This is a genomic window from Cellvibrio sp. 25HG11W-0 (genome assembly GCF_057815475.1).
Genome location: NZ_CM174230.1, coordinates 2,521,377 through 2,536,203, shown reverse-complemented (window position 1 = coordinate 2,536,203; position 14,827 = coordinate 2,521,377). Strand labels below are relative to the sequence as shown.

Genomic DNA, 14,827 nt, shown 5'->3' with positions numbered 1-14,827 from the left:
ACTAGCAATTGCCAATTAACTCTTCAGATAAAAGCCTACTGGAGTGTAATGAAAAAAGTAATTTAATTGCTAATCAGACAATAGCAATTTATTGGCATCGATATTGCTCCTGCTAAAGTAATACAAGCTTCACACTTTCGTCCTATAAAAGCCATAAGGAAAACGTTTTAATGAGCAAAAACCAAACTTCGGGTCGTTTCGTCAGTCGTTTAACGCGCGAAACATTGGCAATTATTCTCGCAGGCGGACGTGGTTCTCGCCTACATCAATTAACTAACTGGCGCGCAAAACCCGCAGTACATTTCGGCGGAAAATTCCGCATTATTGATTTCCCCTTGTCTAACTGTGTCAACTCGGGAATACGTCGCATTAGCGTATTGACGCAATACAAATCTCATTCACTCGATCGTCATGTGCAGCGTGGCTGGGGCTTCCTGGGCGGCGAGATGGGCGAATTCGTAGAATTGATTCCTGCGCAGCAGCGTTTGAATGAATCGTGGTATGCCGGCACTGCAGATGCCGTTGTACAAAACCTCGATATTATTAGCCGCCATATGCCTGAGTATGTATTAATTCTGGCTGGCGATCATGTTTATAAAATGGACTACGGCACTATGGTTGCTGCGCACGTTGAACGTGGTGCTGATATTACGGTAGGCTGTATTGAAGTCCCCTTAGAAATGGCATCTGCTTTCGGGGTAATGGATATAGACAAAGACAATCGCGTCGTGAAGTTTACCGAAAAACCTGCGAAGCCTGATCCAACTCCCGGCAATCCTGATTGCGCCTTAGCCTCTATGGGCATCTACGTTTTCAGCACAAAAGTCTTATTTAAAGAATTACAAAAAGATCGCGACAATCCTGGCTCATCTCATGATTTTGGCAAGGATATTATTCCAGCCATGATCAAGTCTCATCGTGTAATGGCGTTCCCATTTAAAGATCCCGTTTCTGGCGGCGATGCCTATTGGCGCGATGTGGGCACCGTTGATTCACTTTGGGAAGCCAACCTGGAATTAACGGGAATCACCCCTGAGTTGGACCTCTATGATGCCGATTGGCCAATATGGACATATCAAGAGCAAGTTGCTCCCGCAAAATTTGTTTTTGATGATGATGGCCGCCGTGGTTTTGCTGTTGACTCTATGATTGCGGGTGGCTGTATTGTTTCTGGCTCTGCCGTGCGTCACTCGCTGTTATTTCCGCGTGTGCGGGTACACTCATATTGTGAAATTACCGATTCAGTTTTATTTCCAGGCGTCGAAGTAGGGCGGAATTGTAAAATTCGCAAAGCATTAATTGATCGCCGCTGTAATATCCCCGCAGGCACTGTCATTGGCTATGATTTGGAAGAAGATAAAAAGCGCTTCCATATATCCCCCAAAGGTGTCGTTCTCGTAACTCCAGATATGTTAGGGCAGGATGAATTTTATGGCTAATAACGGCAAGACTAAGGTTGTTTTACTTTGGCATATGCATCAGCCAGATTATCGCGACATTATGACGGGCGAATATTATTTCCCTTGGACATATTTACACGCCATTAAAGATTATGTGGATATGGCTGCTCACATAGAGGCGCAACCAAAAGCAAAAGCTGTGGTGAATTTTGCGCCTATTTTATTAGAGCAGCTAGACGATTATGCGGATCAAATCACCGCCCACTTTGCAAATAACACTCCCATTAAGGATGTCGTACTAGCATCTTTAGTTGAGCCAAGCTTGCCGGCATCGGGTAGTCCTGAATTTATTAAGCTCGCGCAAAAGTATTTGCGCGCCAATCGTGAGCGCATGATTGAGCGCTTCCCTGTATACAGAGAGCTCGCTGATTTAGTCAATAATCTTGATCAACATCCCGTTATCAGTCGCTATCTCAATGACCAATTTTTAATTGATCTTGGTGTCTGGTATCACTTGAGCTGGATGTCAGAGATTGTGCGTCGGCAAGATGCACGCATTATTCGCTTACAAAAAAAAGAACGCGACTACACATTTGAAGATCGCTGTGAACTCCTCAAAATTATTGGTGAGCTAGTCGCATCTATTGGTCCGCGTTATCGCAAGCTGGCTGAATCAGGGCAAATCGAACTTTGTATGAGTCCTTATGCTCATCCAATCGTGCCTTTACTGCTCGATTTAGAAACAACCAAAGAAGCTATGCCTGATGCGCCCATGCCAAATGCCACTTGTTATCCTGGTGGTAGGTTGCGCGCCCAGTGGCACCTTAACGAAGGCATCAAGACATTCGAACAATATTTCGGTAAGCGGCCACGGGGTTGCTGGGCCTCTGAAGGGGCGTTAAGCGACGCCACTTTGGCGCTATTACAAGAAGCTAAATTTGATTGGACGGCAACAGGTGATTCGGTCTTGCATAATAGTTTACGTGCTGATGAAAATCATGCCGTTAATCAAGCAATTCATCTCAATAAAACATCCTTGCACCGCCCGTATCACTTTGCTGGTGTTAAACTTAATACATTTTTCCGCGATGATGGTTTATCTGATTTGATCGGGTTTAAATATGCCACTTGGCATTCTGATGACGCTGTCGGTGATCTGATTAATCACATGGTGACAATTGCTACAGCAAGTAATGATACAAAAAATACGGTTATCTCCGTTATTATGGATGGTGAAAATGCGTGGGAATATTTTCCAGAAAATGCATACCACTTTTTGTCGTCACTTTATAAGCGATTAACCGATCACCCACAGTTAGAGCTATCGACATACAGTGAAATATTAGATGCACAAAAACCTGTCCCGATTGAAATGCCTCACTTAGTTGCAGGTAGCTGGGTATATGGTAGCTTTTCAACATGGATTGGCGACAAAGATAAAAATCGCGGCTGGGATATGTTGTGCGACGCTAAAAAAGCAGCCGATACCGCCCTGAGTGAAAAATCCTTCAGCGCAGATCAGCTCGTGCAGATTGAAAAGCAATTAGCACTCTGTGAAGGCTCTGATTGGTTCTGGTGGTTTGGAGATTACAATCCATCACAGAGCGTAAGTGATTTCGAATATCTATATCGTCGCCACCTCAGTAATTTATATGCGCTAATAGAAACGCCAGCACCAGCTTATTTGTCTGAAGTTATCAGCGTAGGTGGCGGTGCGCCAGCAACTGGCGGAGTTATGCGACAAGGTCACAACAATTGATTTTAAAATCAATTGTTGTGATTGACCTAATTTGAGAATTATAGGGAAGGGCATCAATGTCAACCAATACACCGGAAAAGTCACCATACTTTGAGGTTCGTAGCGCCGGTGTTTTATTACATCCCACATCATTACCTTGCTCGGAGTCATGCTGGGGTGATGCACAAGAAAAAGCTTTTGGCACACTCGGGCGAGATGCCTATCGTTTTCTTGACCTGATCGCAGCTGCTGGTTTAAAAGTTTGGCAGATGTTGCCCACAGGGCCAACGCAAGCCGACATGTCACCCTATCAATCTATTTCTGCACACGCAGGAAATGCCGAACTCATCAGTCTCGACTGGCTGGTAGAGCAGGGCTGGGTTGCAGCAAAAGATATAGTCCTCCGTGAAAAAACAGCCACAGGTGTCCGCGGTGCAAGGCGTCAATGTGCACAAAGCTTCATCGATTTCATTAAGCGAGAGGAGGGCGCATCAACCCAAAATGAATATCAAGAATTTTGCCGTCAACAAGCTTATTGGTTAGATGATTTTGTTCTTTTTTGCGCGATCCGTGATCACCATCAAAACAGCTCTTGGGTTGAGTGGCCCGAGAGTTTACGAAAGCGCGATCTTACATCATTGGAAAAAATAAAAATTGAACTCAGCGCAGACATAAATGTTTATATGTTTGAACAGTTTGCTTTTTTCTCACAGTGGCAAGCGCTGCGTCGATATGCAAAAGATCGCGGCATCTGGTTATTTGGCGATATGCCTATATTTGTTGGGCACGACAGTGCCGATGTGTGGTCGCAACAACATTACTTTCAGTTAGATGAATTGGGGCATCCTTTAACTGTGGCCGGTGTTCCTCCCGATTATTTTTCAGAAACAGGGCAGCATTGGGGCAACCCTCATTACGCATGGAAAGTAATGGAAGCCGATGGATTTCAGTGGTGGCTTGCACGCTTGCGTACACAATTAGCGCTATTTGATTTCATTCGGATTGATCATTTTCGCGGCTTTGAATCTTACTGGGAAATTCCAGGAGACAAGCATGATGCACGCTTAGGAAAGTGGGTAAAAGCACCTGGTGAAGCCTTACTGGAAGCCTGCTTTGAAGCCTTTCCAGACTTACCGCTAGTCGCTGAAAACCTCGGAGTTATTACCGATGAAGTTGAAGATTTGCGCCATAAATTTTACTTGCCGGGCATGTTGGTATTGCAATTTGCATTCGATGGTAACAGTCAAAACCCTCATTTGCCCCATAACCATCGCCCAAGCGATGTCATCTACACCGGCACGCATGATAACGACACAACCCTCGGGTGGTGGGAGAATTTAGCACCACAAAATCGTAAGCAGTTTCAAACCTATCATTTTGATTCACAAGAGCCGATGCCTTGGTTGTTAATTCAAGCAGCATTGGCCTCTGTAGGCCGCATGGCGATCATCCCCATGCAAGATTTTATGGAACTGGATGGACGGCACAGGATGAACATGCCGGGTACAACAGATAAAAATTGGGCTTGGACTTTCACTTGGGATCAAGTTGATCCGCATTTGGCTGAGCATATTCGGCCGCTTCTGGAGATTTACCATCGCTTAACGTAAGGGCTGAGCGCCGTAAATCAAAAGCTCACTCAATTTATAAGGATTGCCCATGGAACATAGATGCAGCACACGCTACTCAGCGGACATCAAAATTTTGATCTATCAATATGGCGTACCAGTCGCTATAGGGCGAATCAAAAATGGTACTCGTCATGGTTTATTCATAGAGTCTGATTTTGCCAACGTAAAATCTTTGCAGCATTTAGGCATTGAAGTTTTGGTTTACCGAAGTGCACAAAAACTGCAGCGTTATAAATTCAACTCCATTGTGATACATACAACTGAGCATGGCTTTGGTGTTGAATTAGATACATTAAATGATGAAGCTGCAGCCCAACTAACCGAAATATTGCGCGCAGCTCCAGTTACACCACAAGAAAGTGAACTACACACTATGGTGGCCAATGCATAGTTGGCACACTAAAGACTAGATGTCAGTATGAGATTGGTGGAATATAAGCACTGTAGACTCATGGATTAAGATACATACCTACAACCACATGTGCGCATAATGTATATTATGTTAAATAGTGTGCTTGGTTCTGGTAATGCTCAACTCCTCATAAGCAAGGACGTTTACTGGCGCTGCTCTGCCCACATACTGGCATCTGATTTATTCAGTAACACTTAATGCAGTAGAATAAACAAACCTCCTAAGTGATTGATTATGAAGCATTCTCAACTGTTAGAGCGTATTTACGCTGAAGTCAACACAGTCATTTTAAGTAAGCAACATCCCGTAACTGGGTTATTGCCTGCCAGTACTGCAATCAATAATCATGGCGATTACACAGACGCCTGGGTGCGCGATAACGTCTATTCGATTATCTGTGTATGGACGCTCGGTTTAGCTTTTCGTCATCAAGGTGAAACCCATAAAAGCGATGTGCTTGAGCAGTCCACCATCAAATTAATGCGCGGCCTATTACAATCTATGATGCGCCAAGCGCATAAAGTTGAAGCCTTCAAATACTCCCTCGATAACAATGATTCTCTCCACGCTAAATACGATACGGTAACGGGTTTACCTGTTGTGGCTGATGATGCTTGGGGACATTTGCAAATCGATGCAACGTCCGTTTATTTGTTGATGCTGGCACAAATGAGTGCATCAGGGTTACGTATTGTATGTACCCCGGATGAAGTTGATTTCGTGCAGAATCTAATTTATTACGTTGCCAGTGCCTATCGGACACCCGATTATGGTATTTGGGAGCGCGGCAATAAAGTTAACAATGGTAAAACTGAAATCAATGCCAGTTCTGTAGGCATGGCGAAAGCAGCATTACAAGCGTTAGACGGCTTTAATCTATTTGGTAAACACGCCGATAAACGTGGAGTGGTTCATGTGATTGCCGATGCCATATCGCTTGCACGCACCACCCTCGCCTCGCTTTTACCGCGCGAATCCCTTTCCAAAGAAACAGACAGCGCTCTCCTCAGCATTATCGGTTTTCCTGCGTTTGCAGTAGGCAAAGAAACACTTGCAACAAGCACACGAGATGCAATTTTAGAAAAGCTGGGTGGAAATTATGGTTGCAAACGTTTTTTATGGGATGGGCATCAAACCGTTTTAGAAGAAAGCTCACGCATTTATTATGAACATGCAGAGCTAGGGAATTTTGCTAACATTGAATCTGAATGGCCTCTTTTTTACACCTACTTATATATCTCTGCACTTTTTGATGGCAGTGAAGCTACCGCGCAACATTATCGTAAAAAACTTGAGTCACTGATGGTACATGTAGATGGCATTGGTCTTTTGCCTGAACTTTATTATCTTCCCAAAGAAAACATTGAAGCTGAGAAGAAAAATCCTCGCTCACAGACCCGTGTTCCCAATGAAAATATTCCTTTAGTGTGGGCGCAAAGTTTATATTTAACGGGTTTAATGCTCGACGAAGGTTTGGTAAGCACCAACGATCTAGACCCCTTAAAAATGCGCCGTCGGTCCACCAAATTTATCAAATCCAATATTGCCTTAGTAGTATTGACAGAGAACGATAGCACTAAGCAGCATCTAGCAAAATTTGGGGTTTTGGCTGAAAGCCTGCAAGATATCAAACCGATGAGCGTAGTGTCCGCAGCTGAATTGATGGAAGCCTACTCCCATGTGGGTGAAAATAAAGCCTTAGGATTAACTGGTCGTCCACGCCGACGCGCGCAAAGCTTAGCCACCTCACAAACTTATGAGATTAACAACAAGGTTTGCTTAAGCCTTTCATGGCTACAGAGTGAACGCGAAGACTATCGCATTTATGATGCGCAATGGATTGTTGAAAGCCTTACGAAAGAGATTCAATTCATACACAAACATTGGCTTAGTTCAGAAGTCGCCGTATACACACTGATGATGGATCAGCGATTATGTAAAATCCCCAATGCAGAACTCTTATTCGAAGCATTGCGCAATTTCCAATTGCGTACAGAACATGAATTTGTAGGCTATGCATCTGCAAACTTAGCCTATCGCGCTTCACGCGTTAACTCATTAAACATCCCTAACTTCCATATTCATTCCAAAAATGCGCGCATAGCACAAGAAAGCTCTGTCGATGATGAACCATTACAGGCTGAGCAACTGGAACCAGTGGCAAGTGCGCTCATCAAAAACTTTTATACCGAGAGCGATATTATTACTTATCGCAAGTTTGCCGCTTATCTCAAAAAGCATAGCTTGGAGGAGAACATAGGAATTAATGGCGCTCACATCACCGTTAAAGATTTAATTCGCGATGTGTTTAGCCGCTCGCAAAAAATGAATTATTGGCTGCTATCTCGCTTTTGTTTTTCTGAATTCAACTACACCTTAATTGACTTGGCCGACAGTTTAACCCTGCTAGCAGCGCGCAACTTAGTGATCACGGTGGGTGATAACAATCATACTCAAATTAAAATTGACCGATCTTTTTCGAACATCACTTACTTTGAAAGTGTGCGCCAAATGTTCCCAGACTTGCTAGAGCGTACCTTAGTCCAAGAAATACTTTCTGCAATTGGATCTCTGATTCGCTCTGAGCCCAGCCTGTTTGATGGACTGCATTCTGTGCAGCTACGCAACTTTATGCTGCTTTGTGCTATGGACAAGGGGGATGCAGAAGAAGTCAGTCTGCTTGAGTGGCTAGGACTTCAATCACCTGCAAAGCTCTATAAAAAAATCCGTACTATTTTAATGTCTCGTAAAAAAGTGTTTTCACAGGGCGTGAATCATGTAACGCCCTATAAAGTTCATCACAATGCAAACAATACCGTTGAAAATCCAATATTGGCTGACGCGCTCGATACGGATTGGCTGGAATGGCGTACTGCACGCGGCCTGATCACTCATTTTGATGCAAATTTCTTAAGGGATATTTGGCATAGCCTTATGTTTGCCAACACCTTGGTATTTGGTAATAGCAGTGGTCAAACATCATCTCTCGATTGTGAAACGACTCGTCGCTCGATGACACCGGGCGAAGAAAGTTTTGCTCATCTGATTGATCAACTTACTCATCAGCTATACCCTGCATACTACAAAAGTGCCTCAGTAGAGGCACTTTATGCGTACACACAATTCTGCATCAACAACCCACAAGTACGCTTTCGTCAACCACTGGAGTTTAAGCGTGTTCTTGATCGATCCGCCGAACGTTATGTTAAAGAGTGTAAAACTAAAGCGCTACAACCTGGGATTGAAACCAACATGACCCTTTTTATGCAGCAGTCGCCGCATATATTGAACCTTTACGTCACCCTTACATTGGCTGAAATTACTCAACCCTATTAAGGATTTCCACTCAGCTCTCGCAAATCCTCTTGAGAGCTGAGTGATTAATGGTCAGTTTTACAAATATATCGCACTTAGCCATAGGCTAGCGGTGCAGCAGGGTTTAAAATGCCTGATGTTTTTTGGGGCATAAGTAGCGATATATGAAATTACTGGGGCCAACGCTGCTTATTTTGGGCGCTATATTAAATATTCTTGCATTGTTTATGCTGATCCCCTTAGCATTTTCCATTGCCTATAACAGCGCAAATCAACTAGCATTTTTTTCCGCCGCCACCGTAACCAGTATTGCTGGTATTATTTTTCTTGTCATTGGTAAGCGCTCCAATATTGAATTCATGCAGCCGCGCCAAGTATTTCTTATCACCAGCTGTGCATGGACAGGTGTTTCACTCTTCAGCGCCCTTCCCTTTTTACTTCTTGCAACGCCGCTAACGTTTAGTGATGCTATTTTTGAAGCTGTATCAGGGGTAACGTCAAGCGGCTCTTCCGTTATGTCTGGCTTAGACTACCTATCCAAAGACATATTGTTATGGCGCTCTATTTTAAATTGGATCGGTGGTGTAGGTATCATAGGTATGGCGATTGCTGTGCTGCCTTTTCTGCGGGTAGGCGGTATGCGCCTGTTTAAAACAGAATCTTCTGAGTGGTCTGATAAGGCTATGCCAAGAGCACGTAGCCTTATGGCAATGATTATTTATTGCTATATAGGTCTCAGTCTCGTTTGTGGCCTACTCTATTGGCTAGCGGGAATGGATTTATTTAACGCAATCAATCACGCCATGACAACAGTGTCTACGGGCGGATTTTCCACGTCAGATAGTTCCTTTGCACAATTTGACAGCATACTTATACATTGGATTGCCATAGTATTTATGCTGGCAGGTGCCTTCCCATTTGTATTGTTTGTGCGTTTACTGATAAACAGGAAGTTCGTATTCTACCGAGACACACAAGTACGCGGCTTGATGTTAGTAGTACTCATCACCACGGCAATCATTACTCTGTTACTGGTTGGGCAGGATATGGATATAGTGAATGCACTGACGCTCGCTTGTTTTAATTTGGTCGCCATTATTACTACAACAGGATATGCGTCGGGTGATTATCAAGCTTGGGGGCCGGTTGCCTTGGTGGTTTTCTTTTTTTGTATGTTCGTGGGCGGTTGTTCGGGATCAACCAGTGGCGGCATAAAAGTTTTCCGCATTCAAATTTTTTATGGTCTAGTCAAAGAACAAGTTCTCACCGCAATTCATCCGCGTGCCATTATTAGTCGTCGCTACAACCATCGGCTGATAAGCTCTGAAATTATTGCATCATCAATTTCTTATATGTTTTTAATGATGGGCTCTATGCTAATGATCGCGCTCATACTTGCGTTTACAGGTTTGGACCTGGTCACTAGCTTAAGTGGTGCAATCACTGCCGTAATGAATGTAGGTCCTGGTATGGGCGATATCATTGGCCCCGCCGGAAACTTTTCCAGCTTAAGTAGTACGGCAAAATTTGCGCTCTGTGCAGGCATGCTTTTGGGGCGCCTAGAGTTTCTGACAATACTTGTATTGTTTACTCCTGCTTTTTGGCGCTCCTAATGAATACTCAACAAATATTGCGTAAGTTCGCGTACCCCATAGGTATCTTATTTCCCTGGTTGTTAACCCCACTCGCTTTTTTTATAGCCAGCCATTTACCTAAGGCGAATATCTCACTGCTTTACATTACCTTGGTTGTTTTTATTGCCATTAATGTCACAGTGGAACTTGCCATCATTAATGCGTTATCAAGCTTCTTTGCCTTTAGTTTTTTCTTCGCTGAACCCTACGGTTCCATCATGATTCATCATGATGAAGATCTTTTTACAATATTGTTATTTTTACTCACATCAGCTTTGGTTGGTTACATGGCGACCAAACAAAAACAAGCTGTGCAAAAAATCCGTATCCGTGAATTAATGACAGATATGGAATTGGAGCTCCTAGAAAAACTACCCAAAGCACTCAACGCGGAAGAAATCATTAACGCGCTACGCGATGCATTAACTCCATGGGTAGATCACTGTGTCTTAATTACTCAGCATGAACCTTGGGCAACTCACCCTATGATTCGCCGCCTTGGATTCAAGCGCAAATGCGATCTAGAAGATTTGTTAGATTTACGTATTAGCGGATTCGCAAATAGTGATATAGCACGGCTAGAGCAAGAGCACGGGGTCTACTTCCTACATAACTCCAAGCAGGTTATCGCGCTTATCAAAATCGATATCGCTCAAATAAAATATTTACCTGAAGATATTTTTATATTGCTTATGCACCAGGTAAACATCTCGTTAGAGCGCACTAAGCTAACGGCAGAACTTGAAAAAGAGAAAATCGCTAAAGAAAATGAATTGCTGCGCTCAGCACTCTTGTCCTCTGTGTCACACGACTTTCGCACACCTTTAACCACCATGATTGGTGCCACCTCAACAGTTATTGAGTTAGGAGAACATCTCGATAAAACCCAAGTGAACGAGCTGCTCAATACTGTACTGGAGGAGGCCCAAAGACTTAATCGTTATACGCAAAATCTGTTAGATATGACCCGTTTAGGTTTTGGGCAGCTTCGTCTAGAGCGCGGCTGGGTTAGTATTGAAGAAATACTCAGTGTTGTAAAAAAACGAATAAAACCTTTATTGATCCATAATACGTTGGTGCTCGATGTAGAACCAAGCCTTCCAACCCTGCATGTACATGCAGCACTTCTTGAGCAAGCCATTTTTAATGTTATTGATAACGCGATTAAATTTTCGCCCAAAACCGCTCCCATTAGGGTGACCTGTAAAAAAGATGGCCCTAATATTTTTATCTGTATTGCAGACCTCGGGCCAGGGATTCCAGAAGATGAGCGTGAACGGGTCTTTGAACGATTCCACAGTGCACAAAAAGGCGATAGGCGTAAATCTGGCAGTGGTTTAGGGTTAACAATTTGTCGCGGTATGATCATGGCTCACGGAGGCACCGTTAATATCCAGCACAATCCCGAAATATCCAGCCCCAACCATGAGCGCGGCTGCTGCGTGAATATTTTTCTACCTATAGAATCGCCTGGCGAAGTTCTCGCAGAAAACGACCGACGCAGTGATCGCTCTGAATAGTAGCTAACCTCGCCGAATAAAATAACAGCAGGAATACCTTATGAGCAAAATATTAATTATTGATGATGAACCCCAAATTCGTCGTTTTTTACAAATAGGTTTAACCGCTCAAGGTTACAGTATTCTCGAAGCAGAAACAGGTCGCGATGGTTTAGTCTTGGCGGCTGAACAGACTCCCGATTTAATTATTTTAGACTTGGGATTACCTGACTTAGATGGGCATGTTGTGTTAAAAAAATTGCGTGACTTCTATCATGCCCCAATTATTATTTTATCAGTTCGAAACCGAGAGGCAGAAATTGTTTTAGCCCTTGATACGGGTGCCAATGACTATGTTGTAAAACCTTTTGGCATACAAGAGCTACTCGCCCGCATACGTGGACTTATAAAAGCCTTTGGCCCAAGCGTAGAAACTATTCGTTATTTTAAAGATGATCGCGTTGAAATAGACTTGCAAGAACGCAAGTTACAAGTAGATGGAGAATCTATAAAACTATCACGAAAGGAATTTGAGTTACTAAAGCGTCTTATTAATAATGCCGGTAGATTAGTCACGCAACAGCAGCTATTGCGTGAAATTTGGGGCGGAACCCATGTAGAGGATACGCACTACTTGCGAATTTTTATTGCGCGACTACGCACCAAGCTCGGCGACGAACCGTCAAACCCTCGCTATATCGAGACAGAGCCAGGTGTTGGGTACCGTTTTTTACCAAATATAGATTAACGGCAAATTGCGCCAGCGCGCTCAACGAGGCCTGATGTGGCTTCTCCTATGCAGCCAGCTTTATTATCAACAAACTGTACAGCCAGCATCATATTATTTATACAGGAATTATCATTGGCTAAGAACCCATAGCCTCCAGAACCTGCAATCACAACACTTGTGAAGGTGTTCCCTGTGGCTGGCTTACTTGTATCTGCATCTACTTGAGCCAAAAATATTCCATGCTGGCTGCTATTGCGAATATGTAAATTAATAAACGTATTATCAAGTGAGTCACGCATAAATATTCCAACAGTTTTATTGTCGAGAATAGTCACATCATTAAATTTATTATTGTTAAACTGAATATCCGTTGAAATACCTGCTCCTTTATTGGCATAAAGTGTGATTGCATTGAAACTACTGTCTTCTGTTTCATAACCTGCCAAGCCATCAAACTCATTGTCATAAGATGTGTACTGATTTACATACAGACGGCGACAGCCTAACTCTGTAACCAAGCCCCCCGAAATAGCCCCATAAACAGTAACAGATTGCACTTGGCAGTCCACACAACGACGTATTGATATACCATTATTACGCAACGGGAATTCTGCACTGCATGGCCCCCCCATACATTCAGAGTTTTGATTTAAGCGATTGCCGTCGATAATTAAATCGCGAACCTCAACATGATGTGTACTATGACTTGGGATATTCTCAGCAGATCCCATAATGATAACGGGTGCATTGGTGTTGTCGGCCAAACGCAAAAGCGTTCTGGCGCCCGCACCACGCAGCAATATATTATTTTTATCAAGAATTATAGGCTTGGTACAACTATAAATACCTGCTGGAATAAAAATTTCACCGCCATTACTGCCTAGCTGTTCAAGAGAATTTTGAATTTTGGTGCAGTCTTTCATTTTTGCCGTAGACGCTATTGCAGCCTGAGAGGGTAAGCTTAGCGAAAATAACATAACAATTAAAATAAGATATGAGAGCCACCAAGAATCTTTAATCAAACACATTGATTGCGAAAATCTCATGATCTACTCCTCATACTTTTTGACAAATTAAAGCTAGAAATTTAGTCCCGTGTTAACACCGCGAAAGACTATAAAAGTAGCTTCACTTCTTATTAAGAGTAGTTTTATGTCGCATAAATGCTAGTGGATTAGGCCTCATATCTCTAATGAGTCTAAATATGTTGATATGTGAATGGCTGAGCTATAGCTCGGCCACCTAAGTGTAACCTAAGGTAACTTACTGTTTTTTAGGGGGAGCTTGGGAAGCACTTAAACGATCACAGTTGCTGTTTAATTGACTCTAAGGCGGCAAGCACATTATTTTGTGGGGCACCAATATTAAGCCGCATAAATCCACTGCCTCCTTGCCCAAACACACTCCCTGGGTTCATGCCGAGTTTGCATTTTTTAATAAAAAAATCACGCAACTGCACATCGCTCAACGCTAATTTGCGACAATCCAGCCAAAGTAGATATGTAGCCTCTGGCTTTATGCATGTTATGTGCGGTAACTCTTGTTCGATAAAATCTACTGCTGCATCTCGAGTTCCAGTGAGATACTGCATGAGTTGATCCAGCCATGAGTGCCCTTGGCGATACGCAGCTTCAAAAGCTACTATGCTCAAGGGGTTGCCATTGCCAGAGTGCAACAGTTCAAATGCTGCCTTCATCGCCTTACGTTGATCCGAATTCGGTATAACCAGTGCCGACAAACCTAAACCAGGAATGTTAAATGTTTTATTGGGTGCAATTGTGGTAATGATATTATCGCCCTCTTGCGCCAAACGTCCGAGCATAGTGTGCGTCGTTCCGGGGTACACAAGATCACAATGAATATCGTCGGAGATGATCGTCATATCATATCGGCGGGCCAATGTGAGTAACTGCTGCAACTCAGCCTCACGCCAAACTCGCCCAACGGGGTTGTGTGGACTGCACAAGAAAAGTAACCGCGCACCATTGCGCGCACAGTCTTCCAAATGCTCAAAATTAATTAGGTATTTACCCTCTTTTTCTTCCAATGGGTTTAATACCAATTTCCGCTTATTTGTCGTCACCGCAGAAAAAAAAGGAAAATAGACAGGCGGCTGAACAATAACGCCTTCATTTTCCTGAGTAAATGCATGTACCGCAGCAAAAAGCGACGGCACCACGCCGGGGGCCATAAGAATCCAGTCGCGTTCAATTCGCCAATTGTGGCGCGTGTGAAACCAATCAATAATTGTCTGATAAAGACTTTCGGGGTAAAGACTATAGCCAAAAATAGGATGCTGTATGCGTGCCTGCAATGCTTCTGTTATACACATAGGTACAGCAAAGTCCATATCAGCAACCCACATGGGCCGCACATCCCGGGTGCCAAAATACTCTTGACGTGCATCATACTTAACAGAGTCGGTTCGCTCCCGAATTATTACTTTATCAAAGTCAAATTGCATTAAT

General features: G+C 43.4%; 10 protein-coding genes. 8 read left to right on the top strand and 2 right to left on the bottom strand.

Annotation, left to right across the window (positions count from 1 at the left end; genetic code table 11):
* Nucleotides 1-170: 170 nt before the first annotated feature.
* The 8 genes from glgC to AC0KUT_RS10625 all read left to right on the top strand — a co-directional run bounded on the left by glgC (nt 171) and on the right by AC0KUT_RS10625 (nt 12,377).
* Complete coding sequence (gene glgC / locus AC0KUT_RS10660; protein ID WP_488829867.1) at nt 171-1,439, top strand: glucose-1-phosphate adenylyltransferase; 1,269 nt, start codon at nt 171-173, stop codon at nt 1,437-1,439.
* Nucleotides 1,432-3,159 carry a glycoside hydrolase family 57 protein gene (locus AC0KUT_RS10655; protein WP_488829866.1) on the top strand — a complete coding sequence of 576 codons (1,728 nt, stop codon included), beginning with the start codon at nt 1,432-1,434 and terminating at the stop codon, nt 3,157-3,159. Before glgC ends, AC0KUT_RS10655 begins: the two co-directional genes overlap by 8 nt.
* A gap of 56 nt (nt 3,160-3,215) precedes the next feature.
* Nucleotides 3,216-4,748 (top strand): 4-alpha-glucanotransferase, encoded by a 1,533-nt coding sequence (gene malQ, locus AC0KUT_RS10650; protein WP_488829865.1) that lies wholly within the window; start codon nt 3,216-3,218, stop codon nt 4,746-4,748.
* Nucleotides 4,749-4,797: 49 nt separating this feature from the next.
* On the top strand, nt 4,798-5,160 hold the full coding sequence (locus AC0KUT_RS10645; protein ID WP_488829864.1) for a hypothetical protein: 363 nt from the start codon (nt 4,798-4,800) through the stop codon (nt 5,158-5,160).
* 255 nt (nt 5,161-5,415) lie between these two features.
* On the top strand, nt 5,416-8,517 hold the full coding sequence (locus AC0KUT_RS10640; RefSeq protein ID WP_488829863.1) for a phosphorylase b kinase regulatory subunit alpha/beta: 3,102 nt from the start codon (nt 5,416-5,418) through the stop codon (nt 8,515-8,517).
* Between the two features lie 143 nt (nt 8,518-8,660).
* The gene (locus AC0KUT_RS10635) at nt 8,661-10,109 is read left to right on the top strand and encodes a TrkH family potassium uptake protein (protein ID WP_488829862.1); all 1,449 of its coding nucleotides are present in this window, start codon (nt 8,661-8,663) and stop codon (nt 10,107-10,109) included.
* Nucleotides 10,109-11,650 (top strand): ATP-binding protein, encoded by a 1,542-nt coding sequence (locus AC0KUT_RS10630; RefSeq protein WP_488829861.1) that lies wholly within the window; start codon nt 10,109-10,111, stop codon nt 11,648-11,650. The genes AC0KUT_RS10635 and AC0KUT_RS10630 overlap by 1 nt, the downstream gene beginning before the upstream one ends.
* A 40-nt stretch (nt 11,651-11,690) precedes the next feature.
* Nucleotides 11,691-12,377: a response regulator gene (locus AC0KUT_RS10625; RefSeq protein WP_488829860.1), complete on the top strand. Its 687-nt coding sequence runs from the start codon at nt 11,691-11,693 to the stop codon at nt 12,375-12,377.
* Here AC0KUT_RS10625 and AC0KUT_RS10620 read toward each other — a convergent pair.
* Nucleotides 12,374-13,405: a right-handed parallel beta-helix repeat-containing protein gene (locus AC0KUT_RS10620; protein WP_488829859.1), complete on the bottom strand. Its 1,032-nt coding sequence runs from the start codon at nt 13,403-13,405 to the stop codon at nt 12,374-12,376. The genes AC0KUT_RS10625 and AC0KUT_RS10620 overlap by 4 nt on opposite strands.
* Nucleotides 13,406-13,662: 257 nt before the next feature.
* Nucleotides 13,663-14,823: a MalY/PatB family protein gene (locus AC0KUT_RS10615; RefSeq protein WP_488829858.1), complete on the bottom strand. Its 1,161-nt coding sequence runs from the start codon at nt 14,821-14,823 to the stop codon at nt 13,663-13,665.
* Nucleotides 14,824-14,827: the final 4 nt, after the last annotated feature.

Coding starts and splice junctions, on each gene's coding strand:
- glgC (WP_488829867.1), top strand. CDS start 171: ATGAGCAAAAACCAAACTTCGGGTCGTTTCGTCAGTCGTTTAACGCGC.
- AC0KUT_RS10655 (WP_488829866.1), top strand. CDS start 1,432: ATGGCTAATAACGGCAAGACTAAGGTTGTTTTACTTTGGCATATGCAT.
- malQ (WP_488829865.1), top strand. CDS start 3,216: ATGTCAACCAATACACCGGAAAAGTCACCATACTTTGAGGTTCGTAGC.
- AC0KUT_RS10645 (WP_488829864.1), top strand. CDS start 4,798: ATGGAACATAGATGCAGCACACGCTACTCAGCGGACATCAAAATTTTG.
- AC0KUT_RS10640 (WP_488829863.1), top strand. CDS start 5,416: ATGAAGCATTCTCAACTGTTAGAGCGTATTTACGCTGAAGTCAACACA.
- AC0KUT_RS10635 (WP_488829862.1), top strand. CDS start 8,661: ATGAAATTACTGGGGCCAACGCTGCTTATTTTGGGCGCTATATTAAAT.
- AC0KUT_RS10630 (WP_488829861.1), top strand. CDS start 10,109: ATGAATACTCAACAAATATTGCGTAAGTTCGCGTACCCCATAGGTATC.
- AC0KUT_RS10625 (WP_488829860.1), top strand. CDS start 11,691: ATGAGCAAAATATTAATTATTGATGATGAACCCCAAATTCGTCGTTTT.
- AC0KUT_RS10620 (WP_488829859.1), bottom strand. CDS start 13,405: ATGAGATTTTCGCAATCAATGTGTTTGATTAAAGATTCTTGGTGGCTC.
- AC0KUT_RS10615 (WP_488829858.1), bottom strand. CDS start 14,823: ATGCAATTTGACTTTGATAAAGTAATAATTCGGGAGCGAACCGACTCT.